The organism is Bartonella phoceensis, from assembly GCF_902825145.1.
GTDB classification, from domain to species: domain Bacteria; phylum Pseudomonadota; class Alphaproteobacteria; order Rhizobiales; family Rhizobiaceae; genus Bartonella; species Bartonella phoceensis.
Window position 1 is genome coordinate 12,937 of sequence record NZ_CADEAD010000003.1, and the last position, 25,585, is coordinate 38,521.

General features: G+C 38.8%; 18 protein-coding genes and 1 pseudogene. 14 read left to right on the plus strand and 5 right to left on the minus strand.

The window, feature by feature from the left end:
- The first annotated feature begins 80 nt into the window (after positions 1-80).
- The 6 genes and pseudogenes from J7R07_RS04095 to alaS all read left to right on the plus strand — a co-directional run bounded on the left by J7R07_RS04095 (position 81) and on the right by alaS (position 9,072).
- Complete coding sequence (locus J7R07_RS04095; protein ID WP_208435674.1) at positions 81-1,094, plus strand: DNA-directed RNA polymerase subunit alpha; 1,014 nt, start codon at positions 81-83, stop codon at positions 1,092-1,094.
- 24 nt (positions 1,095-1,118) lie between these two features.
- On the plus strand, positions 1,119-1,547 hold the full coding sequence (gene rplQ, locus J7R07_RS04100) for a 50S ribosomal protein L17 (RefSeq protein WP_208435675.1): 429 nt from the start codon (positions 1,119-1,121) through the stop codon (positions 1,545-1,547).
- A gap of 261 nt (positions 1,548-1,808) precedes the next feature.
- The gene (locus J7R07_RS04105; RefSeq protein ID WP_208435676.1) at positions 1,809-3,203 is read left to right on the plus strand and encodes a DegQ family serine endoprotease; all 1,395 of its coding nucleotides are present in this window, start codon (positions 1,809-1,811) and stop codon (positions 3,201-3,203) included.
- A gap of 8 nt (positions 3,204-3,211) precedes the next feature.
- Positions 3,212-4,531 (plus strand): annotated as a pseudogene (locus tag J7R07_RS04110) (replication-associated recombination protein A).
- A gap of 623 nt (positions 4,532-5,154) precedes the next feature.
- A complete protein-coding gene (gene recA, locus J7R07_RS04115) occupies positions 5,155-6,198 on the plus strand; it encodes a recombinase RecA (RefSeq protein ID WP_208435677.1) in 1,044 nt (347 codons plus the stop codon).
- 210 nt (positions 6,199-6,408) lie between these two features.
- A complete protein-coding gene (gene alaS / locus J7R07_RS04120; protein WP_208435678.1) occupies positions 6,409-9,072 on the plus strand; it encodes an alanine--tRNA ligase in 2,664 nt (887 codons plus the stop codon).
- 94 nt (positions 9,073-9,166) lie between these two features.
- Here the strand turns inward: alaS and J7R07_RS04125 are convergent, their stop codons facing one another.
- Positions 9,167-10,954: a glucan ABC transporter ATP-binding protein/ permease gene (locus J7R07_RS04125; protein WP_208435679.1), complete on the minus strand. Its 1,788-nt coding sequence runs from the start codon at positions 10,952-10,954 to the stop codon at positions 9,167-9,169.
- A 217-nt stretch (positions 10,955-11,171) separates the two neighbouring features.
- On the opposite strand from J7R07_RS04125, the gene J7R07_RS04130 reads away from it, so the two are divergent.
- From J7R07_RS04130 to J7R07_RS04140, 3 genes are all read left to right on the plus strand, one after another.
- Entirely contained in the window at positions 11,172-12,155 is a 984-nt protein-coding gene (locus tag J7R07_RS04130; RefSeq protein ID WP_208435680.1) for an RluA family pseudouridine synthase, read from the plus strand.
- A 533-nt stretch (positions 12,156-12,688) separates the two neighbouring features.
- Positions 12,689-12,889, plus strand: coding sequence for a hypothetical protein (locus tag J7R07_RS04135; RefSeq protein WP_208435681.1), 201 nt, complete (start codon positions 12,689-12,691; stop codon positions 12,887-12,889).
- 328 nt (positions 12,890-13,217) lie between these two features.
- Positions 13,218-14,000, plus strand: a complete 783-nt coding sequence (locus J7R07_RS04140; protein ID WP_208435682.1) for an ATP12 family chaperone protein — start codon at positions 13,218-13,220, stop codon at positions 13,998-14,000.
- A 36-nt stretch (positions 14,001-14,036) separates the two neighbouring features.
- Here J7R07_RS04140 and J7R07_RS04145 read toward each other — a convergent pair whose 3' ends face one another.
- The 4 genes from J7R07_RS04145 to uvrA all read right to left on the minus strand — a co-directional run bounded on the left by J7R07_RS04145 (position 14,037) and on the right by uvrA (position 19,756).
- Positions 14,037-14,585, minus strand: coding sequence for a hypothetical protein (locus J7R07_RS04145; protein ID WP_208435683.1), 549 nt, complete (start codon positions 14,583-14,585; stop codon positions 14,037-14,039).
- Between the two features lie 155 nt (positions 14,586-14,740).
- The gene (gene glnA / locus J7R07_RS04150; protein ID WP_208435684.1) at positions 14,741-16,150 is read right to left on the minus strand and encodes a type I glutamate--ammonia ligase; all 1,410 of its coding nucleotides are present in this window, start codon (positions 16,148-16,150) and stop codon (positions 14,741-14,743) included.
- 67 nt (positions 16,151-16,217) lie between these two features.
- Positions 16,218-16,556 (minus strand): P-II family nitrogen regulator, encoded by a 339-nt coding sequence (locus tag J7R07_RS04155; RefSeq protein WP_208435685.1) that lies wholly within the window; start codon positions 16,554-16,556, stop codon positions 16,218-16,220.
- A 299-nt stretch (positions 16,557-16,855) separates the two neighbouring features.
- Positions 16,856-19,756 (minus strand): excinuclease ABC subunit UvrA, encoded by a 2,901-nt coding sequence (gene uvrA / locus J7R07_RS04160; protein ID WP_208435686.1) that lies wholly within the window; start codon positions 19,754-19,756, stop codon positions 16,856-16,858.
- A gap of 303 nt (positions 19,757-20,059) precedes the next feature.
- Here uvrA and ssb point away from each other — a divergent pair, with 303 nt between their 5' ends.
- From ssb to J7R07_RS04185, 5 genes are all read left to right on the plus strand, one after another.
- Complete coding sequence (gene ssb / locus J7R07_RS04165) at positions 20,060-20,578, plus strand: single-stranded DNA-binding protein (protein WP_208435687.1); 519 nt, start codon at positions 20,060-20,062, stop codon at positions 20,576-20,578.
- A 227-nt stretch (positions 20,579-20,805) separates the two neighbouring features.
- Complete coding sequence (gyrA, locus tag J7R07_RS04170; RefSeq protein WP_208435688.1) at positions 20,806-23,583, plus strand: DNA gyrase subunit A; 2,778 nt, start codon at positions 20,806-20,808, stop codon at positions 23,581-23,583.
- 24 nt (positions 23,584-23,607) lie between these two features.
- On the plus strand, positions 23,608-24,126 hold the full coding sequence (gene coaD, locus J7R07_RS04175) for a pantetheine-phosphate adenylyltransferase (RefSeq protein ID WP_208435689.1): 519 nt from the start codon (positions 23,608-23,610) through the stop codon (positions 24,124-24,126).
- A complete protein-coding gene (locus J7R07_RS04180; RefSeq protein ID WP_208435690.1) occupies positions 24,116-24,709 on the plus strand; it encodes a peptidylprolyl isomerase in 594 nt (197 codons plus the stop codon). The genes coaD and J7R07_RS04180 overlap by 11 nt, the downstream gene beginning before the upstream one ends.
- 19 nt (positions 24,710-24,728) lie before the next feature.
- A complete protein-coding gene (locus J7R07_RS04185) occupies positions 24,729-25,241 on the plus strand; it encodes a peptidylprolyl isomerase (protein ID WP_208435691.1) in 513 nt (170 codons plus the stop codon).
- Positions 25,242-25,585 lie beyond the last annotated feature (344 nt).

Sequence of the window (25,585 nt, forward strand, 5' to 3'; positions counted from 1 at the left end):
TTGTTGTCGGAGTCTTCTCTGATGTTCACATTGGTCGTTACGGTTGAATGGTAGCGAAACTAAAGAACGGGAATAAAAATATGATCCAGAAAAACTGGCAGGAACTAATTAAACCCAATAAGGTTGAGTTTTGTGCACATGATAATCCGAATATTTTGAGCGTGATTGCGGAGCCTCTTGAGCGTGGTTTTGGCTTAACGTTGGGGAATGCACTTCGTCGCGTATTATTATCATCGCTTCGTGGTGCTGCAATTACCGCTGTACAGATTGATGGTGTGTTACACGAATTTTCATCAATTCCGGGTGTTCGTGAGGATGTTACGGATATTATTCTTAATATTAAAGAAATTGCACTTCGTATGGAAGAAGAAGGTCCTAAACGTGTTGTTATTTCTAAAGAGGGTCCTGGTGTTGTGAAAGCTGGAGATATCAGTACTGTTGGGGATATGGAAATTCTGAATCCAGAACATGTGATTTGTACTCTTGATGAAGATGCTGAGATTCGTATGGAATTTATTGTCAATACAGGGAAGGGGTATGTTCCATCTGATCGCAATTGCGTTGATGATACGCGAATAGGTCTTATTCCAGTTGATAGTCTTTATTCACCAATTCGTAAGGTATCTTATAAAGTAGAAAATACACGCGAAGGTCAAGTCTTGGATTATGATAAATTAACGCTTACGATTGAGACGAATGGGGCTGTTAATGGAGAGGATGCTGTTGCTTTTGCAGCACGTATTCTTCAGGATCAATTGTCATTGTTTGTTAATTTCGAGGAGCCACAGAAGGAAGTTGTCGAAGAGTCTGATTCGGAACTTGCTTTTAATCCTGCGCTTCTCAAAAAAGTTGATGAATTGGAACTTTCAGTTCGTTCGGCAAATTGTCTTAAAAATGATAATATTGTCTACATCGGGGATCTTATACAAAAGACAGAAGCTGAAATGCTTCGGACACCGAATTTTGGACGGAAGTCGTTAAATGAGATTAAAGAAGTTTTGGCGTGTATGGGGTTACATCTTGGTATGGAAATTTCTGCATGGCCGCCTGAAAACATTGATGATCTTGCCAAGCGTTATGAAGATCAGTATTAAATTTAGAATTTGAGGAGAAGGCTCATGCGCCATAGTAAATCAGGCCGCAAGTTGAACCGGACTGCCAGTCACCGTAAAGCGATGTTTTCTAATATGGCGGTTTCGCTGATTGAGCATGAGCAGATCGTGACAACGCTTCCAAAGGCTAAGGAAATTCGCCCTATTGTTGAAAAGTTAGTGACACTCGGTAAACGTGGAGGTTTGCATGCGCGTAGACAAGCAATTGCAGCACTTCGTGATACGGGGAAGGTTGCAAAGCTGTTTGATACGCTTGCTCCGCGTTATGCATCACGCAATGGTGGGTATTTGCGTATTATGAAAGCGGGATTTCGTACTGGCGATAATGCTCCTATGGCCGTTGTAGAATTTGTTGATCGTGATGTTGATGCGAAGGGTGCTGTAGATCATATGCGCATGGAAAATGCTGCAAATCAAAAAGAATCTTCTTCGTAGAGAAAGCGTTTTTTTCTATTGAATTTTAGGAAGCCGCCTTTCAGGGCGGTTTTTTTATGAACATTTTCGATTCTATTATTGTTCTATAAATATGAAGTAATATTACAACATATTGAATTTATTTGATTTTATAATATTTTTGATTCAAATGGTTGTTTTTCTTCTTCATTATAAATATTAATAGAAATCCTTAATTTTATAGAAGATAAGAGATTTCTTGTCCTACTTAATATTAGAGTAGGTTATTTAAAGGAGTGAGTAATGAGGTATTCTTTTTGGGCGTGTCTTTTTTTTGCTAGTATGATGCAGATATCTTTTCATTGCGCGCATGCTCAAATTCCGCAAACACAAAAAGAAATCACTCTTTCATTTGCCCCTTTAGTTAAAAAGACTATTCCATCTGTTGTAAATATTTATGCGGCTCGACAAATTAGAGTACGTTCACCTTTTGAAGGAGATCCATTTTTTGAGCAGTTTTTTGGTCGTTTTCGAAATAATCTACCTGTACGTAAACAATCTTCATTAGGCTCTGGGGTGATTGTTGATTCACGTGGGTTGATTGTTACGAATTACCATGTCATTAAGGATGCAAGCGAAATTAAAGTTGCTCTTTCTGATGGTCGGGAATTTGAGAGTAAGGTTATGCTCAAAGATGAAGCGACTGATATTGCTGTGCTTGAAATTGATACAAAGGGTGCGCAGTTTCCGGTTCTTTCTTTGGGAGATTCTGATGCTGTTGAAGTGGGAGATCTTGTTTTAGCAATTGGTAATCCTTTTGGTGTTGGTCAAACGGTTACAAGCGGTATTGTTTCAGCACAAGCGCGTACACGTGTTGGTATTTCTGATTTTGACTTTTTTATTCAGACAGATGCTGCCATTAATCCTGGAAACTCTGGTGGTGCTTTGGTTGATATGAAAGGACAATTAATTGGGATTAATACCGCTATTTATTCACGTTCAGGTGGTTCTGTGGGAATTGGTTTTGCTATTCCGGCAAATCTTGTAAAAGTGATGCTTGATACTGTAAAACGTGGTGGGAAGTATTTTGTGCCACCTTATATTGGTGCATCTTTTCAAAATGTTACACCTGATATTGCAGATGGTTTAGGTTTAGAACATCCCTATGGTGCTCTTGTTATTGAAGTTGTCAAAGACAGTCCTGCGGCAAAAGCTGATTTGAAAGTAGGCGATGTTATTTTAAGTGTGCAAGGGGTGCGCGTTGATAGCCCAGATAGTCTTGGATACCGTTTGATGACGACTGGTATTGGGCATAGCCTTGTTGTAGAATATTTACGAGGTGGAAAAATTTTAAAGACACAAATAACTGTTTCACCGATATCGGAGGATGCATTTGCAAAATCTGAAAAAATTATTGGTGAAGGCCCTCTTTCTGGTGCTGAAGTATTAGATTTAACGCCGCAAAATAGTCGACGTTTTCGCCTTCCTATATCTGCAAGAGGTGTTGTGATTACCAGTCTTGATGAAATGAGTAATGCTGCTGGAATTTTTCGTCCAGGAGATATTTTGCGTGTTGTTAATGGTCATAAAATTCAAACAGTTAGTCAGTTGAAAAAGGTTCTTATGCAAGGTCGCCCAAATATGTGGCAATTGGAGTATGAACGTGATGGGATGTATATTCGCCAGTTTATTCGCTGAGGTTTTTTTTGAATAAAGATTTTTTTACTTCGCCTTTTGATCTCTCTATTAATAAAAATCGACCACTCGCGGAAAGGATGCGTCCTCGTTCTCTTGGTGATGTAATAGGACAAGAGCATTTACTTGGAGAGAAAGGGGTGCTTTCGCGTATGTTGGTAACCGGCTCGATTGGTTCGATGATTTTCTGGGGACCTCCGGGGACGTGAAAAACAACGATTGCACGTTTATTAGCACTTGAAACAAATTACGCTTTTGAGCAAGTTTCTGCTATTTTTACTGGGGTTTCTGAACTTAAGAAAATTTTTGAAGTTGCTCAGAGGCGTTTTATGGCTGGATGTCGAACGCTTCTCTTTGTTGATGAAATTCATCGCTTTAATCGGGCACAGCAGGATAGTTTTCTTCCTGTTATGGAAGAGGGCACTATAATTCTTATAGGTGCAACAACCGAAAATCCTTCATTTGAACTGAATGCTGCTCTTCTTTCTCGTGCACGTATTTTGACATTTCTTCCACATGACAATGGAAGTTTAGGTATGCTTTTAAAACGCGCTGAAGAGGTGGAAGAAAAGCTTCTTCCCGTAAATGATGATGCCAGAGATATTTTGATAGGGATGTCTGACGGTGATGCACGAGCAGCGTTAACATTGGCAGAGGAAGTTTGGTATGTTGCACGAGAGGGGGAGATGTTTGATGCTGCGGCTTTGCAAGAGATCATCCAGCGTCGTGCACCGATTTATGACAAAGGACGAGAGGGACACTATAATCTCATTTCAGCGTTGCATAAATCAGTTCGGGGGTCTGATCCTGATGCTGCGCTTTATTATTTAGCACGTATGTTTGATGCTGGTGAAGATCCTCTCTATATTGGGCGGAGATTGGTTCGTATGGCTGTTGAAGATGTTGGTTTGGCAGATCCGCAAGCTCTTGTCATTTGTAATGCTGCAAAGGATGCTTATGATTATTTAGGTTCACCAGAGGGAGAGTTAGCTTTGGCGCAAGCATGCCTTTATGTTGCAACTGCACCAAAATCAAATGCGACATATCTTGCGTATAAAGCAGCATTGCATTGTGCGCGTAAAAATGGTTCTTTGCCTCCTCCTAAGCATATCCTTAATGCGCCTACAAAATTTATGAAGGAAGAAGGATATGGCCATGGTTATCGTTATGACCATGATGAACCAGATGCTTTTTCAGGGCAGGAATATTTTCCTGAAAAACTTGGGCGCCAGAGCTATTATCAACCACAAGAACGTGGTTTTGAGCGTGAGATTGCTAAGCGTCTTGAGTGGTGGAAGAAATTGCGTAAAAAACGAGCTGATCAAGAATAAAACTTTAGTTAAGATTTAAAATTTTGTATTGCGCTTAAATTTATTTTTCTTCAGTGATGTAATAATAATTCTATTAACAGGTTATATGTTATTCCTTAAACACTTATCATTCTTCGTAGAGTAAAAAATTCTCCTTTTTGTGTAAAAATTAATATATGCTTAAAATTCAAATTTAAGAAATATTTGTTTATCTTTAATATCCATTGGCTAATTTGTATTTATGTTTATGGGATCGTGCGGTTTTGATTGGTGATGTATTTTCCGGTTATAAAGAATAGGGGATTGGTGAAGAGATATGTTCTTTTCCTATATTTACAAAGGAATATGAGGAGAGGTTGTGTAGAAAGTGACATATTGAAATTCAAATAGTTTCTTTATCTAGAGAAAAAATATAATTGTATCATATCGTTCGTCTTTACAGGTGGGTGTTTTGTTGGCGTGTATTTTGTGTCATAAGATTAAAGAATGGTAAACTTTTTTGTTCTGGTCATGAGATTTTATGGACACAATGGAGGAATGAGAATAAAAATAGTCTGTGAAAATCTCAACTCAAGACTTTAGTTAAGCTAAAATAACAGTGTACACTGGAAATTGGATATTGTGAATTGGTCAAGGATATAATCGTGGATAAAACAAAAGCTCTCGATGCTGCTCTCTCACAAATTGAACGTTCTTTCGGTAAAGGCTCAATTATGCGTCTTGGGCAAAAAGAGCAGGTTGTTGAAATTGAAACAATCTCAACGGGTTCATTATCTTTGGATATTGCTTTGGGGGTAGGTGGATTACCAAAGGGGCGTATTGTTGAGATTTATGGACCAGAAAGTTCTGGAAAAACGACACTGGCTCTTCATGCTATTGCTGAGGCACAGAAAATTGGTGGAATTTGTGCTTTTATTGATGCGGAGCATGCTCTTGATCCTATTTATGCGCGTAAGCTTGGTGTTGATTTAGAAAATTTATTTATTTCTCAGCCAGATACGGGTGAACAGGCATTAGAGATTACAGAAACCTTGGTTCGTTCTGGTGCTGTTGATGTGCTTGTTGTTGATTCTGTAGCAGCTTTAACACCACGTGCGGAAATTGATGGTGAAATGGGTGATGCATTACCTGGATTGCAAGCGCGGTTGATGAGTAAAGCTTTGCGGAAACTCACTGCGTCAATTTTTCGCTCTAACTGTATGGTGATTTTTATTAATCAAATTCGCATGAAAATTGGCGTGATGTTTGGTTCCCCTGAAACAACAACAGGAGGGAATGCCTTAAAGTTTTATGCTTCTGTTCGTTTGGATATTCGTCGTATTGGCTCCATTAAGGATCGGGATATGATCGTTGGCAATCAGACGCGTGTTAAAGTTGTCAAAAATAAATTGGCACCTCCATTCAAGCAGGTTGAGTTTGATATTATTTACGGTGAAGGTATTTCCAAATTAGGTGAATTGATTGATTTGGGAGTCAAAGTTGGCATTGTGGAAAAATCTGGTTCGTGGTTTTCATATAATTCTCAACGTTTAGGGCAGGGACGAGAAAATGCGAAACAGTTTTTACGCGAACATGCAGAAATCGCTACAGAAATCGAAACCGCTTTGCGTCAAAATGCTGGTTTGATCGCCATTGGATTGTTAGAAAATGCAGGGTCAGATATTACAGAAAGCGATGAAGAGATTTGATGGGATATTTTTTGAGCGTAATTCCTTCCTTTAAAATTTTTCTGTTTTTATTTATTGGAAGTTTTTAAATATAAAGTCGCTTATTTCTAAGCTTTTTTGGGCAAATATTCCACTTTTTGATTAAATTGACTCCAAGCGTGGCAAAAAGGATATTTAAGTAAGGGTGGGTTTTGCTTTTATTGTTTTGTGCTGTAGTCTGCAGGTGTCGATATGAATAGCGTTAAGAACATACGGTCAACTTTTCTCGATTATTTTCGTTTTCATGGGCATGAGGTTCTTTCTTCTAGCCCACTTGTTCCACGTAATGATCCCACACTCATGTTTACAAATGCAGGAATGGTACAATTTAAAAATGTTTTTACTGGACTTGAACAGAGACCTTATAGACAGGCAACAACAGCACAAAAATGTGTTCGTGCGGGTGGAAAGCATAATGATCTTGACAATGTTGGCTATACGGCACGCCATCATACATTTTTTGAAATGTTGGGTAATTTTTCTTTCGGTGATTATTTCAAAGAAAAAGCCATTTTTTTATCATGGAACCTTTTAACAAAGGAATTTTGTCTCCCAAAAGATAAATTGTTGGTGACAGTTTACCATAGTGATGATGTTGCGGCAGAGTTGTGGCGTAAAATTTCAGGTCTTCCGGACGACAAAATTGTTCGTATTGCGACGGCTGATAATTTTTGGGCGATGGGGGATACAGGTCCCTGCGGTCCTTGTTCGGAGATTTTTTATGATCATGGTGATCAAATCTGGGGAGGACCTCCTGGAAGTATGGAAGAAGGTGGCGATCGCTTTATTGAGATTTGGAATCTTGTCTTTATGCAGTATGAGCAGGTGAGCAAAGAAGAACGTGTTGAATTACCTCACCCTTCTATCGACACAGGTATGGGATTGGAGCGTATTGCTGCTGTTTTACAAGGCGTTCATGATAATTATGACATTGATCTTTTTCGTGCATTAATCAGTGCATCACAAGAGATAACAGGAATTGAGGCGACGGGTGATTTTGTGGCAAGCCACCGTGTAATTGTTGATCATCTTCGCTCATCAGCGTTTTTGATTGCTGATGGTGTTCTTCCTTCTAATGAAGGGAGGGGATATGTTTTACGGCGCATTATGCGTCGTGCTATGCGTCATGTGCATCTTCTTGGTGCTAAAGAGCCTTTAATGTGGCGTCTTTTGCCTGCTTTGATCCGGGAAATGGGACAAGCTTATCCTGAATTGGTGCGTGCTGAGGTATTGATTACAGAAATTTTAAAGTTAGAAGAAATGCGTTTTCGCAAAACACTTGAACGTGGACTTGGTTTGTTAAATGAAGAAAGTATTCATCTTAAAGAAGGAGATCATTTAAATGGTGAAGTCGCTTTCAAGCTTTATGATACCTATGGTTTCCCGCTTGATTTAACGCAAGATGTTCTTCGGCGTCGTGGAATATCTGTTGATGTTGCTGCTTTTGATAAAGCGATGGAGCGTCAGAAAGAGGAAGCGCGTGCCAATTGGTGTGGTTCTGGTGAAGTTGTAACAGAGACGGTTTGGTTTTCTATTCGTGATCAGGTGGGGGCTACAGAATTTTTGGGTTATGAAACAGAAAAAGCCGAAGGGGTTATTACAGCTCTTGTGTGTGATGGTGAAATCGTTGATCATATTTCTTCAGGACAAAAAGCTATTCTTGTTGTGAATCAGACGCCTTTTTATGGTGAATCTGGTGGGCAGGTTGGCGATAGTGGTATCATTTCTGGAGAAAGTTTTGTTTTTAAAGTGCATGACACTCAGAAAAAGGGTGATGGTGTTTTTATCCATATTGGAGAAATTCAATCTGGTCAGGCAAAGATATTTGATTGTGTAGAATTAGCCGTTGATGTTGTTCGTCGTAGAAAGATCCGTGCAAACCATTCTGCTACCCATTTATTACATGAAGCTTTACGTCAAATATTGGGAGCTCATGTTATACAAAAGGGTTCCCTTGTATCGCCGGATCGGTTGCGTTTTGATTTTTCCCATCCAAAATCCGTTTCTTTGGAGGAATTGAAAAAAATAGAAAATTTAGCAAATGATATTGTTTTGCAAAATAGTGAAGTAACAACACGCCTTATGCTTGTGGATGATGCAATTTCTGAAGGAGCAATGGCATTATTTGGTGAAAGATATGGTGACGAAGTGCGCGTTGTTTCTATGGGAAACCAGTTTGAACAGAGAGAATTAAAAAAGAATTGGTCCGTTGAGCTTTGTGGAGGAACACATGTGAAGAGGACGGGGGATATTGGTTTAATTCATATTGTTTCTGAAAGTTCTGTAGCGGCTGGAGTACGTCGTATTGAAGCTTTAACAGGCACAGCTGCACGCCTTTATCTTACGCACCAAGATGAGCGTATCCTTGAAATTGCTAATCTTTTAAAAGCTTCTTCTGTTGATGTGGAAGAACGGGTTCAGATTTTACTTGATGATCGTCGTAAACTTGAAAGAGAGTTGAATGACCTACGCAAGAAAATGCTGCTGAATGGTGGAACGAGGCAAGGTGGTCAAGAAGATATTACCATTATTAATGGACTTTCTTTTATGGGACGTGTTGTGCACAATATTTCACCGCGGGATCTTAAAGCGTTAGTGGATTCTGGAAAAAAACAGGTTGGATCTGGGATTGTTGCTTTTATTACTGTTTCAGAGGATGGTAAAGGGAGTGCTATTGTTGGTGTTACGGATGATTTAACAGATAAGTTGAATGCTGTTGACCTCGTTCGTATTCTTTCGGGTGTTCTTGGTGGTCAAGGTGGTGGTGGCCGCCCTGATATGGCGCAGGCTGGTGGTCCTGAAGGAAATAAGGCGAATGAGGCACTTGTAGTACTAAAATCTTCTCTTGCAGGATAATTTCTGATTACTTCTATTGCTTGGCTTCTCAATCTCTTCAAGAGAGAAGACGTGCTTTAGAGGAGGTTCTTACTTTAAAAGTTGAATATTCCCTCTATGAGGCGATGGCTTCCTGCAAGGAGATTACCTTCTCATTTTCTCTTTTTATGGCTATTTTATTAAGTGTCAAACCATCGGTTTTTAAGAGTTTATAGAAGCGGCCGCCTTTCTTGATCAATTCTTGAAAGCTTCCTTTTTCAATTAAATGTCCTTGTTCTAAAAAGAGTACAACATCAGCATTGCGAATTGTTGAAAGGCGATGGGCTATAATAAAAGTGGTGCGGTTGCGACTTATGCAATCAAGAGCATCTTTAACGCGTGCTTCTGTTTCGACATCAAGAGCACTTGTGGCTTCGTCTAAAATGAGAATGGGCGCATTTTTTAAAACAGCGCGTGCGATTGCTAGTCGTTGCTTTTCTCCACCTGACAATTGAGAACCTCGCTCGCCAACTATTGTGTTGTAACAATCCGATTTTTTCAGAATAAAATCATGGGCAGCTGCTATTTTTGCAGCTTCATAAAGTTCCTCATCTGTTGCAGTTGTTCTTCCTATGGAGATATTGTCATGAATACTGCGGTTGAAAAGGCCTGCATCTTGAAACACTGTTGCTAAAGATTTGCGTAAAGATTCACGATTCACAGAGCGTATATTTATTCCATCAATGGAGATATATCCAAATGTGGGATCGTATACACGCTGTAATAAATTGATTAATGTTGTTTTTCCAGCGCCTGTTGGTCCTACAATCGCAATAGTTTGTCCTGTTTTAACTTCAAAGCAAATGTCAAAAACACCCTGAGAAGAATTTGGAAATTTATAAGTAACATGATGAAATTTTATGGTACCCTTAACATTTTGAAGGGAAGGAAGTTTTTCAGGTTCGTTGATATGAAAGGTTGAGTCTTCCATCGTAAAGAATTCTTTTAGTTTTGCTTGTGAGGATACGGTTAAATTAATAAAACCGCTCATTTGATCTAGACGGCTAATCATTAATTGTGCAAATCCGACAAAGGCAACAACTTCGCCTACACGTAGTTGACCTTTTGCTACAAAAAAAGCTCCAAGAAGAAGAACGCAAACTATTGAAATGGTTGAGGCCATCCGGTTTAAACCACTGGCAAGAGCCCACCAATTGAGAACAGGATTTTGTGCTTTAAGAAGATCATTTGTGTGCTGATACAATGTGGAAGTTTCTTCCTTTATTCGGTTATAGCTTTGTACAATGGAAACATTCGTGATTGAATCACTAATATGCTCAAAAAGGTTGCGATGATAGCATTCTACAGCGGCTTGTCCGTCTTTTGTTTTTCGCATCACTAAACGTGCAATCAAGACATAGATGATGGCAAGCACTATCAAAACTGTTGAAAGGCGCCAATTCATGTTAAAAGCTGTGGGAATAAGAACGAATAAGGCAACAAGAGTTGAGAGATGTTGACGCATAAAATCAAGCCATATGGTTGACATAGAGTCTACGGCACGCAAAAGTATGTGAAGAGCATTAGAAGTTCCACGCTGTTGATGCCAGATTAAGGGCATAGCGATAATACGTTCAAAAGATTCCGTTAAAACAGCTAAGCGGCGTCTATGGGCTAAGCGGTCAGCACTGCGCGCAACAAGAACGTAAGCAATAATATGAGAAAGACCAAAACATACCCAAATTGCGAGGGTAAACACAATATCTGATTTTTCTGCAATGGAGTCAACAACGCGTCCAAATAAAATAGGCTCTGCAATGGTGATAATAGCCAATATAACATTAGCAGTACAGATTAAAACAGATGCATTTTTTTCTCTGTTTAGATATGTGAGGACACGAGCATAGGTTTTGAATAAGGACACAGGGGATTATCTCCACTAGCTGTTGCAAGCACAAAGGTTATCGATTCTTGTAATCGCTAGATTTTGAGCTAATAAAATTTGAATGTTAAGAAAATGCAATTTTAGATACTGATTGTAATATGGTGTGATAATGCCATCTCTATAAGATACGGGTTTTTGTATTTATAAATATAGGGCGTAAAACGGATCAATAAAATTATTTTGCAAAGGAACTTTCATGGCAGATGTAGAAATAAAAAATATTGAGGAAGAAGAGAATGGGATGCGCTTAGATCGCTGGTTTAAAGTGCATTATCCAGGACTTGGATTTGGACATTTACAAAAATTACTGCGTTCTGGCCAAATACGGGTTGACGGTGGGCGTGTTAAAGCCGATACACGCCTTTTCAGGGGGCAATGGGTTCGTGTTCCGCCTTTACCTGTTGATGACAAGAAAAGTTTTCCTGTAACCGATAAAACACTTCGGGGACAGGATGATGGGGTGATTTTAAAAAAAATGCTACTTTATGAAGATCCAAAAGTTTTTGTTTTTAACAAACCTGCTGGTTTAGCTGTGCAAGGTGGATCGGGCTTGACGCGTCATGTGGATAGTATGCTTGAGGCATGGCGCAATAAAAAAGGTGAGAGACCACGTTTGGTTCATCGTCTTGATCGTGAGACATCAGGTGTGCTCATTGTTGCGCGGTCAAGGGGAGCTGCGCAGAATTTAACGGCTGCTTTTAGAACACGGGAAACAAAAAAAACTTATTGGGCATTGGTTCGGGGTGTGCCTAAAAAAAAGCAAGATAAAATTTCAACATGGATGGTCAAGGATATCACTGCACTAGGTGATAAAATGCGTGTTTGTGGACATGGAGAACCAGATTCTTATCACGCTGTTTCCTACTATCGCGTTTTAGATACTAGAGGAAGATCTCTTTCATGGCTTGAAATGGAGCCTTATACAGGGAGAACACATCAGCTTCGTGTGCACGCTGCTCATATGGATCATCCTATTATTGGCGATTCAAAATATTTTTTTTCGGATAGTAATTGGACATTACCAGGGGGAATTCAAAACCGCCTTCATCTTCATGCACGTCGGATTCGTATCCCTCATCCTTCAGGGGGAATACTGGATATTGTGGCACCTTTGCCTCCTCATATGCTACAAAGCTTTAATCTTTTAGCTTTTAATGAGAATGATGGTGAAACAAAATAAAAGAAGAATTTTTCTGGTTTTTTTCTTTTTGGTTTGTGCAGTTTTTTTACAGATTTGATTTTTTATTCTGTTATGCCGTAAAATACCGTTGTTTAGGGGATGTAAGATATATAAATTCATACACTAAGTGTGCTTTGTTGTTGGATATCTTGATAAGTAATGCTCATTGATATGCTTCTACAGCTACTAGTGAAGTAAAATAGTGAGGAGGGGATGTTGTTCCACAATTTTTTAAGTGTTGAGTGATTTTTTCTACTTTGGCATTTTAATAGAAATACCTTTTAAGGTGTTGACGAGTGTAGATAATTGCTATTTTAGGTGGTTAGTTAATTTGATTAATAGCAATTAGCCAACAGAAATAAAAGCTTCTTCAAAAGCTGTATATTATCAAAAATTTTGAAAAAGTGCCAAGCCAATGCCCTCTTCTTACTCCATTTGCTAAAGCCAGCTAATCATAAAACAATTTAAACCGCTTCTTTTTATTATTAATTTGGTTGACAAACTCCGTGTGCGTTAAGAGCCTATATGGTGACATGAAAGAGCCTCCTTCAGCAGATAATAATATGATTAATGAATTGATTAATTTGTTGTACCATCATGCAGATATTATTGACGGATTATCTCCGGAACTTTTAGCTAATAACTCTGGTGATTTTAATCGGCGGATACTGCTCTATCACTTTTTTGGTGATAAGCATTTTTCTACTTTAATATTCTGTGGGAAGTATTTTTAGCTGTGAATGTGGGTCGATACCACTCTTGTAGGCGGATAATTTGCAAGGTAAAATGCATTTTCACCATAAAATTCAACACATTTGGTTTTTAAATCAAAACAAATGCTTTAAAAAAATTATTCTAACAGTTTTTGCTCAATATAGAAACAAGATATCATCACCGTCTTTTTTGTAAAATTGACATGAAATATGATTTCAAAACAGATTGGGGGTGGTAGAGTTTTTTTCTTTCTTTAGAGCAAGAAAAAAGATTAGCTTAAACCTCATTGAGAGACACAGAATTTTGGAAAAACAGTCGATTTTTTGAAAATATCAGAGGTAAAACAATATGCATGAGATTTTTGGTCATTTTGATATACTATCGAATAAAAATCATTCCGTTCAAAAGATGCAAAAGCTTTCATGTCGGTCACTTCCTAAACGATTTTATAGAGAAGTGAAGGTTGTTTGTGAGGAGAGAGGTTTTTCTGTCTTGTTGGACGGATATCCAGTTAAAACGCCAGCAAAATGCCATTTTCTCGTACCAACAGAAGTGTTTGCTACATTAGTGGCACAGGAATTTGAGAGCCAAAAGCAAGTTATTAATCCAGCAGAAATGCCAATGACGCGTCTTGTTAATACCGTTATTGATGGCATAGCTGATGATATGCAGGTTATTTTTGAAGATTTATTACGTTTTGTTGCATGCGATATGATTTTTTATCGCGCACAAACACCAAGAGAATTAGTACAACGACAATGTGAACAGTGGGATCCTTTATTGGATTGGGCAGAAGAACAACTTGGTGCTCGTTTTCATGTAACAGAAGGTCTTATGCATATTGAACAACCACGAGAAGGGCTTCAAGCGATAAGCAATTATCTCCGTAAAATTGAGTCTCCTTATATGCTTGCTGCACTTCATATGGTGACAATCTTAACAGGGTCAGCTGTTATTGCTCTTGCTGTTATGGCGGGAAAAATTGATGCAGATCATGCTTGGAATATTGCTCATTTAGATGAAGATTGGATGATAGAACAATGGGGTGTTGACAAAGAAGCAATGACGCGTCGTTCTCACAGGAAAGTTGAATTTAATGCTGCTGTTACAGTTATGACAACTTGTTTGTAAGGATAAGTTTTCTTTTATTTACGCGCACTATTTTTCTTAATCATAGTGTTTTGTGACTCTTTGGGGATTAACTCTTACTTTTTCCAGTCCAGGGAATGCTTCGCTGGTGATGTTTAAGATTGCTTCATCATTCCCACGGATAAAATACCAGCGATCATTGTCAAGAAGTGCAATGATTTCAGTTTGAATAGAGCATTTTTTTCCAGAATTTGTTTTTGTGACAAACTTTACGGGTATAATAAAGTAAGAGGTACCATTGTCAAGTTTACCTTCACGTTTTCGTTTTTGATCGATATGAATATCCTCAATTTTATAATTTTCTGCTAACCGTTCTATTTGGCTTTTCATGATTTGTTGGAATTGTGATTTACTGAATTTTTTTTTGGCAGTGAAGCTATTGATGATTTGGGGGGGAATAGCATTTAATATGGCATTTGCATCAGAATTTTGAATTGCTTTGCTGTAAGCAAATGCTGCTTTTTCGAGGGCTATAAGTTTTTGATTGGTAATTGTAGAAGCTTGAGTTGTCGATATTACAAAGGCAATGCATAAAAGAATGGAAAATAGAGAACAAATTCGTAGCATCAGAAACCTTGTTAATTGATTTAAATAGATTCAATTAAACTTATAAAGGAAAAGCACATTGGCAAAAAGCCACTTATGCTCTTTGATAAGGGGAATATCCACAAAAATGGAGGGTAAAGCCTCCATTTTAAGTCAAAAGAATGGCCGATTATTCTTTAAACAGAATAATACATATCAAATTCGACAGGATGGGGTGTTGTTTCATAACGTAAAACTTCTTGCATTTTTATCTGAATGAAAGAATTAATTTGATCATCGTCAAACACATCGCCAGCCTTCAGAAAGCCGCGATCTTTATCAAGTGCTTCAAGGGCTTCGCGCAGGCTTCCCGATACTGTAGGGATTTCTTTAAGCTCTTTTAAGGGAAGATCGTAAAGATCTTTATCCATAGCATGTCCAGGATGAATTTTATTTTTGATTCCATCAAGACCAGCCATCAAGAGCGCTGCAAATGCTAAATAGGGATTTGCTGTTGGATCTGGAAAACGCACTTCTACGCGTTTTGAATTTGGCGAAGGACTCATTGGAATCCGACAAGATGCAGAACGGTTACGTGCAGAATAAGCAAGAAGGACAGGCGCTTCATAACCGGGCACTAAACGCTTATAGGAGTTTGTTGATGGATTTGTAAAGGCATTGATTGCTTTCGCGTGTTTAATGAGACCACCTATAAAAAATAAGCAGGTTTCTGATAGTCCGGCATATTCATTTCCCGCAAAAATCGGTTGGCCATCTTTCCAAATAGACATGTGAACATGCATGCCTGAACCATTATCACCAAAAACCGGTTTTGGCATAAAAGTTGCTGTTTTTCCGTAGCTGTTTGCTATTTGGTGCACAACATATTTAAAAATTTGCATCTTATCAGCTTCACGAATGAGCGTATCAAAGCGAATACCTAATTCATGCTGTCCTGCTGCTACTTCGTGGTGATGCTTCTCGACCCGTATTCCCATATCTTTGAGCGCTGTGAGCATTTCAGAGCGCATATCTTGGCAAGAATCAACAGGGGGAACAGGAAGATAACCGCCCTTTATTCGTGGGCGATGGCCAAGATTACCCATCTCATATTCTGTATCATCATTGGATGGAAGTTCGCTTGAATCAAGTTTAAATCCTGTATTATAAGGATCAGTTTTATAGCGGACATCATCAAAGATAAAAAATTCCGCTTCTGGACCTATATTGATCGTATCACCGATTCCTAAAGATTTCATATACACTTCAGCTCTTTTGGCGATAGAACGAGGATCTCTACGATAAAATTCTCCCGAAACAGGATCGAGTACGTCACAAAATAGAACCAAAGTAGATTGTGCAAAAAAAGGATCAATATGTGCTGTTTCTGGATCGGGCATCAATGCCATGTCAGATTCATGAATTGTTTTCCATCCGGCAATTGAAGAACCATCAAACATAACACCATCGCTAAATGTCTCTTCATTGATTTCTGCGATATCCATTGTGATGTGGTGCAATTTTCCTCGCGGATCAGTAAAACGTAAATCAACAAAACGGATTTCGTTATCTGCAATTTGTTTGATGATGTCTGATGGGGTTGTCATATTCAATTTCCTTATGTGAGATTGAGGTGAATAAAAAAGGTAAAAATTTTGTCATTATTTGTTTTTGTTAAAGGGAATCTATCCCGGATTCGTCAGTTCCGATACGAATGGCATCCTCAATGGAAAAAACAAATATTTTTCCATCTCCGATATGTTTTGTTTGTGCTGCTTTCCGTATTGTATTAACAGCTTGTTCCAGCTTCTCATCGGCAACAACAATTTCAATCTTTACTTTAGGTAGAAAATCAACAACATATTTAGCACCGCGATAGAGTTCTGTGTGTTCTTTTTGGCGACCAAAACCTTTCGCTTCTGTTACTGTAATACCATGTAAGCCAATTTTTTGAAGTGCTTCTTTTACTTCATCAAGTTTGAAAGGCTTTATGATAGCTTCAATTTTTTTCATGCTGAAATTATCTCCAACGTTATTTTGTCTTTTTAGACTGCATCACATTATATTGACAACTGTGAGATGTCCAACAGATACTTTGTACACACAAAGACAAAATTATGTCGCTTTAAGACATTCTTTGGAGAAAGTTTCTCTTATAGCAGCATGAATGGATTTTTGTTGTTCTTTTTAGAAAAAGCTATAAGGTTTGTATTATAATAAAAGCGATACGACTTGAAAGTTATGAGGTTTTGTTTTTTTCATTGTAATCACACGCTCATTTTGTAATAGAAATCATTTTAAGAAGAGGAAGTTTATAAAGATCGACGTAGCAGAATTTCTTTCAGAAATTTTCCCGTATAGGAGTCTGGAACATGAATAATGTCTTCAGGACGTCCAGCTGCTACAATTTCACCACCACGGTCTCCACCTTCTGGTCCTAAATCAATAATCCAGTCGGCTGTCTTTATAACTTCAAGGTTATGTTCAATAATGATGACGGTATTGCCTTGCTCAACCAGTTTATGGAGTACTTCAAGGAGTTTAGAAATATCATGGAAATGTAGACCTGTTGTTGGTTCGTCCAAAATGTAAAGTGTGCGCCCTGTTGTTTTACGTGAAAGTTCTTTGGCAAGCTTTACGCGTTGGGCTTCACCACCAGAAAGCGTTGTAGCTTGTTGTCCTACTTTAATATAGCCAAGACCAACTTTAATGAGGGGCTTTATTTTATTGTGGATACTGGGAATAGCTCGAAAAAATTCTTCAGCCTTTTCAATTGTCATATCCAAAATGTCTGCAATGGATTGCCCTTTAAATTTTACTTCTAGCGTTTCTCGATTGTAGCGTTTTCCTTGACAGACATCGCAAGTAACGTAAACATCAGGTAAAAAATGCATTTCAATTTTGATAACTCCATCGCCTTGACACGCTTCACAGCGTCCTCCCTTAACATTAAATGAAAAACGGCCTGCTCGATAACCGCGGGCTTTTGATTCTGGAAGTTCGGCAAACCACTCACGGATTGGGGTAAATGCGCCTGTATAGGTTGCAGGATTAGAGCGTGGGGTGCGTCCAATAGGTGATTGGTTAATAGCAATGACCTTATCAAGAAATTCTAATCCTTCAATTTTATCATAAATTGCAGGGCTATGATGACTGCCCATGATGTGATGTGATGCAGCTTTGAAAAGTGTTTCAATGAGAAATGTAGATTTTCCTCCACCTGAAACACCAGTGATGCATGTAAAGGTTCCAAGCGGAATATCTGCACTGATATTTTTGAGATTATTACCACGGGCCCCAATAATTTTAAGTGTTTTTGATTTCGATATTTTACGTCGTTGTGTCGGTACTTTAACGGCCATTTTTCCTGAAAGATATTGCCCTGTGAGAGAGGATGGATTGTCTATAATTTCTTGTGGTGTACCTTGTGCTATGATCTCTCCACCATGAATACCAGCAGCAGGGCCCATATCCACTACATAGTCTGCTGTGCGAATGGCATCTTCATCATGTTCAACAACAATAACTGTATTGCCAAAATCACGCAGATGGTGCAGCATTTTCAGGAGGCGTTCATTATCGCGTTGGTGTAAACCGATAGAGGGTTCATCTAAAATATAAAGGACACCTGTAAGACCAGAGCCAATCTGGGATGCTAACCGAATACGTTGACTTTCTCCCCCTGAAAGGGTGCCTGAACTGCGAGATAAGGTGAGGTATTCAAGCCCTACATGATTTAAAAAAGCTAAGCGCTCACGAATTTCTTTTAAAATACGCGTTGCGATATTTTGTTGTTTTTCGGTGAGATGTTGATGAATATTAGCGAACCAATCATCTGCTTTTAGGATAGAAAGTTCTGATATTTGCCCGATATGCATTCCGTGGATTTTGACAGCTAGTGCCTCTGGTTTTAAACGATAACCATGACAAGCTGGACAGGTGGAAGAAAACATATAATGCTCGATTTCTTCACGTAACCACGTAGAATCAGTTTCTTTCCATCGCCGCTCCATATTAGGGATAATGCCTTCAAAATATTGGGTCCTCGTCTGCGCGCCTGGATCATTTTTACAAAAAGAAGAGATTTCTTTTCTTTTTGTACCATAAAGAATAGCGTATTGCGCTTCATTTGAAAGTGCGGACCATTTGTCCGTAAGTTTAAATCCATAAACTTTACCTAGCTCTTCTAAGATTTGGTTATAGTAAAGAGAAGAAGATTTTGACCAAGGTACAATTGCTCCCTCCTCTAGGGTAAGATGTTTATTTGGTACAATTTTTATCGGGTCTATTGCCTTTTTAATGCCAAGCCCGTCACAAAGAGGGCAAGCACCAAAAGGGTTATTGAATGAAAAAAGACGTGGTTCAATTTCAGAGATAGAAAATCCAGATATGGGGCAAGAAAACTTTTCTGAAAAAATAAGCCGTTTGTGTGTTTCATTTTTTGATTTATGAGCAGATTCTTTTGTGGTTTCTTTTTGTGCCAAAGGTTGGTCTGCCATTTCAGCAACTGCAAGCCCACTTGCTAGCTGTAAACAGGTTTCTATACTGTCTGCTAAGCGAGAAGCAATGTCATTATTGACAACAATACGGTCTACCACGACATCTATGTCATGTTTATATTTTTTATCAAGAGGAGGAATATCAGGAATTTCATAGAATTTTCCATCAACTTTGGCACGCTGAAATCCTTTTTTTAAAAGTTCGGTTAGCTCTTTTTTATATTCTCCCTTTCGGCCTCGGACGAGAGGGGCCATAATAAAAATTCGTGTACCTTCTGGTAAGGTCATAATTTGATCAACCATTTGGCTTACGGTCTGGCTTTCAATGGGAAGTCCTGTAGCAGGGGAGTGAGGAACGCCAATGCGTGCAAAGAGGAGTCGCATATAGTCGTGGATTTCAGTGACAGTACCTACTGTTGAGCGAGGGTTGCGGTTGGTTGTTTTTTGTTCAATGGAGATAGCTGGAGAAAGGCCATCTATCCTGTCGACATCTGGTTTTTGCATCACTTCCAAAAATTGGCGTGCGTAGGCAGAAAGACTTTCAACATAACGGCGTTGACCTTCGGCATAAAGTGTATCAAAAGCTAAGGATGATTTACCCGATCCAGAGAGTCCTGTGATAACGATGAGTTTATCACGAGGAAGATTGAGGTCAATGTTTTTAAGGTTATGTTCGCGTGCGCCGCGAATGGAGATGTATTTTTGGTGAGCCATATTTTATCCTTGGCATATGTAACGAAAATTAAACATCCAAAATAGAATAAAGTTGTTTTTTAGAATTACAACGTGTTTAATTGCTCTAACGAAGGTAAAAACAAACTCTGTGGAAAGAAAAATATAGAGAAAAGCTTTTTATTCTCTGATGATGGAATAAGCTATGCGTTGTTGCCGTCTTTTGTTATAATCACGTTATCCGCATTGAGGGTCAATTACAGATATGCAAATGGCAAGATCAGGGTGATAATGACCACTATACAACAAAGATTGTTTGTGAATTAAAATTTTGGAGTTTATGTGATGGCAGGTAGCCTTAATAAAGTTATTTTGATTGGTAATCTGGGTGCAGATCCTGAAATCCGCCGTTTGAACTCTGGTGACCAAGTAGCAAATTTGCGTATTGCTACTTCAGAGAGTTGGCGTGATCGTAATACCAATGAGCGAAAAGAACGAACAGAGTGGCATAATATTGTTATTTTTAATGAGAATCTTATTAAAGTTGTCGAACAATATTTAAAAAAAGGTAGCAAGATCTACATTGAAGGCCAGTTACAAACACGAAAATGGCAAGATCAAAATGGTAATGACCGTTATACAACAGAGATTGTTCTACAAAAGTATCGTGGTGAATTACAAATGCTTGATGGGCGTGGGGTAGTTGGTGGTGAGCAAATGCAAAGTGTAAACCAGGCAGATGGCGGTTATGTCAGTAGTGGTTTTGGTGAGAGTAGTTCAAATCAGAGAAATGTTTTTGATCAAAATAATAGCAAATCAGAAGAAAGTTTTTCACATAAATTAGATGATGAAGTTCCTTTTTGATCATCTTTGAGGTGTGATACTGCTCTTGCTTTTTTAGTTTTTTGTTTTCGTTTTTTAAGTTTAGCAAAGTAGGTTCTGTTTATTTTATCTGTGGTTTTTAATACCAATAAATAACGTGTTGAAAATTATTGTTAAATTTCTTTTCTGTTGTAAGAGAGAAATTGGCTTTTTGATAGATTTTTCGATATAAAAAAGTGAAATGATTCTTTTTTGAAAGTATTGAAGCAGTGAGCGATTTTACTCCACAACCAGAGCGTGATGTGCTGACAGGTGTTGAGCCAGTCAGTATTATTGATGAAATGCAACGTTCCTATCTCGATTATGCTATGAGCGTGATTGTTTCGCGTGCACTTCCGGATGTACGTGATGGTCTTAAGCCTGTTCATAGGCGTATTCTTCATGCTATGAATGAGATGGGGCTTTCTTTTAATAAACCTTATCGTAAGTCTGCGGGTGTTGTTGGGGAAGTTATGGGGAAGTTTCATCCTCATGGTGACGCTTCAATTTATGATGCTTTGGTGCGTATGGCCCAGGACTTCTCTTTGAGAAATCCATTGATTGATGGTCAAGGAAATTTTGGTTCTGTTGATGGTGATCCACCTGCAGCAATGCGTTATACAGAATGCCGTTTAGAAAAAGTTTCGGAACAGCTTCTCGCTGATATTGATAAAGAGACTGTTGACTTTCAGGATAATTATGATGGGCGTGAACGTGAACCGGTAGTCTTGCCAGCACGTTTTCCTAATCTTTTGGTCAATGGATCAGGCGGCATTGCTGTGGGAATGGCAACCAATATTCCTCCTCATAATCTTGGTGAAATCATTGATGGTTGTATCGCTTTGATTGATGATCCTAACATAACACTTGATAAGATTATTGAAATCATTCCTGGTCCCGATTTTCCCACTGGTGGTATTATCCTTGGCCATTCTGGTATTCGTTTAGCTTATGAAACAGGACGTGGTTCGATTATTATGCGTGCTAAGGTTGATATTGAAGGAATTCGCAGTGGTCGACAAGCAATCATTGTGAGTGAAATACCTTACCAAGTTAATAAAGCAACGATGATTGAGAAAATAGCTGAGTTGGTGCGTGATAAACGTATCGAAGGGATCTCTGATTTGCGTGATGAATCCGATCGTGATGGGTATCGTGTTGTTATTGAGTTAAAAAAAGATGCTGTTGCTGAAATCGTTTTAAACCAATTGTATCGTTATACGCCGCTACAAACTTCCTTTGGTTGTAACATGGTTGCATTGAACGGGGGAAAACCTGAACAGATGACGTTGCTTGATATGCTTCGCGCATTTGTTTCTTTTCGTGAGGAGGTTGTCAGTCGTCGTACAAAATATCTTTTGCGGAAAGCGCGTGAGCGTGCACATGTTTTGGTTGGTCTTGCACTTGCTGTTGCCAATATTGATGAAATTATAGCGCTCATTCGTAAAGCTCCTGATCCACAAACAGCGCGTGCGCAATTAATGGAACAGCGCTGGCCGGCTGCTGATGTAGCGCCTTTGATTAAACTTATTGATGATCCTCGTCACATTATTCATGAGGATAATACGTATAATCTCTCTGAAGAGCAGGCACGTGCTATTTTAGAATTACGTTTACAAAGGTTGACAGCACTTGGGCGTGATGAAATTGCTGATGAATTGAATAAAATTGGAGTCGATATTACCGATTATCTTCATATTTTGGCATCGCGTTCACGTATTATGGGGATCGTTAAGGATGAACTAAGAGCTCTTCGTGAGGAGTTTGTAACGCCCCGGCGTACTGTGTTTGGTTTTGGTAGTGCTGAGATGGATAGCGAAGATCTGATTGCACCGGAAGATATGGTGGTAACGGTTAGTCATAGTGGTTATATTAAGCGTGTCCCTCTTAATACATATCGTGCGCAGCGCCGTGGTGGTAAAGGCCGTTCTGGTATGTCTACGAAGGATGAAGATTTTGTAACGCGGTTGTTTGTGGCTAATACGCATACACCGGTCCTTTTCTTTTCGTCGCGTGGAATTGTGTATAAGGAAAAAGTTTGGCGTTTGCCACTTGGTACACCGCAATCGCGCGGAAGGGCTCTGATTAATCTTCTTCCCTTACAGCAAGGTGAACGCATAAGCACTATTATGCCTTTACCAGAGGATGAGGCGAGTTGGAGTGCATTAGATATCATGTTCGCGACGACTCGTGGAACGGTACGCCGCAATAAATTATCAGATTTTATTCAGGTTAATCGTAATGGCAAAATTGCAATGAAACTTGATGAAGAAGGAGATGAAATTCTCTCTGTCGAAACTTGTACAGAACATGATGATGTTGTGCTGACGACGGCTAATGGACAATGTGTTCGTTTTCCAGTTGTTGAGGTTCGTGTTTTTGCAGGGCGTAATTCAGTAGGGGTCCGTGGTATCAATTTGGCGAATGGTGATAAAGTCATTTCAATGACTCTCTTAGAGCATGTTGAAGCAACGCCGATTGAACGTTCTGCTTACATCAAGCGTGTGATTAATGAAAGGCGCTCTACTGGTGCTGAAGCTGAGGATATTGTGACTCTTGATGAGGAAGACAGGAGAGTTGAAACAGAGTTGACAGAGGAGCGCTATGCAGAACTTCATGCGCGCGAACAGATGCTTTTGACAGTGAGCGAGTTTGGGTATGGGAAACGATCTTCTTCGTATGAGTTCCGTATTTCAGGACGTGGTGGGAAAGGAATTCGTGCAACAGACCCGTCTAAAACTGCTGAAATTGGTAAATTAGTGGCGGCTTTTCCGGTGAAGGCTCAAGATCAAATTATGTTGGTATCGGATGGGGGGCAGCTTATTCGTGTTCCTGTTGGTGGTATTCGTATAGCTGGTCGTTCAACTAAGGGAGTGACGATTTTTAATACAGCTAAAGGTGAAAGAGTCGTATCCGTTGAGCGTATTTCCGAATCTGAAGAGGATGATAACCAATTAGATGATGAAGCGAACCATTCTGATATGATTGGTGTGAGCGAAGAGAAATAATTTTGAAGGACGCAGAGTGAAATCATGAAAATTGCTCTTTATACGGGTTCCTTCGATCCTTTTACAAATGGTCATCTTGATATTTTACAAGGCAGTTTTGTTTTGGCTGATAAGGTGGTTGTGGCTATAGGGCTACAGGCTAAAAAAAAACCACTTTTTAGTTTTGAAGAACGTGTTGATTTAATTACTGAGGTGGGTAAGGAGTTATTAAGTATAGGGCCTGATCAGTTACAGGTTATTTCCTTTGATACTCTTTTGATTGATAAGGCGCGTGAAATTGGTGCTTCATTTCTTATTCGTGGGTTACGTGATGGCACTGACCTTGATTATGAAATGCAAATGGCAGGAATGAATAGTATCATGGCCCCTGAACTACAAACTGTTTTTTTACCATCAAGTATTTCTAGACGTATAATAACTTCCACATTGGTACGCCAGATCGCCTCTATGGGAGGTGATGTGTCTCCCTTTGTGCCGGCAAATATTGCTAGAGCTTTGCGCTTAAAGTTTCAGTCTTCAGGAGAGAATGATTATGTATCTTAGAATTTTTGCTATTTTGACATGTATTTTTTGTTTTTTTTCATTGAGGGCTGTAGCAAATGATTCTCATACGGCTGATAGTTCTAATATTCTTGTTTTATCTCTCAAAAATGGTGATGTGGTTATTCGTCTTCGTCCTGATCTGGCACCAAAGCATGTTGCACAAATTAAGAGGTTAACAAGGGAAGGTGCTTACGACAATGTTGTATTTCACCGTGTTATTCCAGGCTTTATGGCACAAACTGGTGATGTAAAGTTTGGAAAAAAGGGCAGTGCAGATTTTGATCTTAAGCATGTTGGTATGGGAGGTTCCAATTATCCCAATATACCGGCAGAGTTTTCAAAGCAGCCATTTAAGCGTGGTACTGTTGGAATGGCGCGTTCACAAGATATAAATTCAGCTAATTCTCAATTCTTCATTTGTTTTGGCGATGCTGCTTTTTTAAATGGTCAATATACTGTTGTTGGAGAGGTCATAAAGGGAATGGACGTTGTTGATAAAATTAAAAAAGGCACTACAAGTAATAATGGATCTGTGACAAATCCTGATGTTATGAATGCTGCCACTTTGCAAGCTGATAGATGAAACAAAGGAGTTTAGCCATATGGCTGAGATTAAAGACCTAGAAAATACCTTAATTGTTGAAACAACGAAGGGTAGAGTTGTTATTGAGCTTTTTGCTGATTTAGCACCTGGTCATGTTACACGTATTAAAGAACTTGTGCGTGAAGGTGCTTATGATAACGTTGTTTTTCATCGTGTTATTGATGGTTTTATGGCTCAAACTGGTGATGTACAATTTGGAAAAAAGGATGATGAGAAATTTAATTTATCACGTGCGGGTATGGGTGGTTCAGAGAAGCCTAATTTGACAGCAGAATTTTCAAATCTTTCTCATAAACGTGGTACGGTTTCTATGGCACGCAGTCAGAATCCAAATTCTGCTAATTCACAATTTTTTATTTGCTTTGCCGATGCTCCTTGGCTTGATCGTCAATATTCTATATGGGGGCAAGTACTTGAAGGTATGGAAAATGTTGACCAGATTAAGCGTGGTGAGCCTGTTGTAGATCCGGATACAATTATTAAAGCTACAATTGCTGCGGATACAAAATAAGGTATTATATCAATTTCAATCGTGAGAACACCAAGTAAAAACTATTGCCATCAGATTGTTATTTTGAGCATGATGAAGAATGATTGATTGTTGAGGTTTGAGCCTATAAGTGGCTTCAGGTGTGATATGTTTTTTTCATATTAAGATTTATTACTCTTAGGTATAATGAGCTTATGGCATGTCGATTCATTTATTTTTAGCATTTACCAAGGAGTATGTTTAAGATTTAATTTACGTAATATTGCTCCCTTATAATTTAGGTTAGCCGGTTCGGCAATGCTAAATATTGTAGGATTCATTGCTTTTGTCGCTATTTTACGCTTCAGGAGAGAGTTTGTTACAAT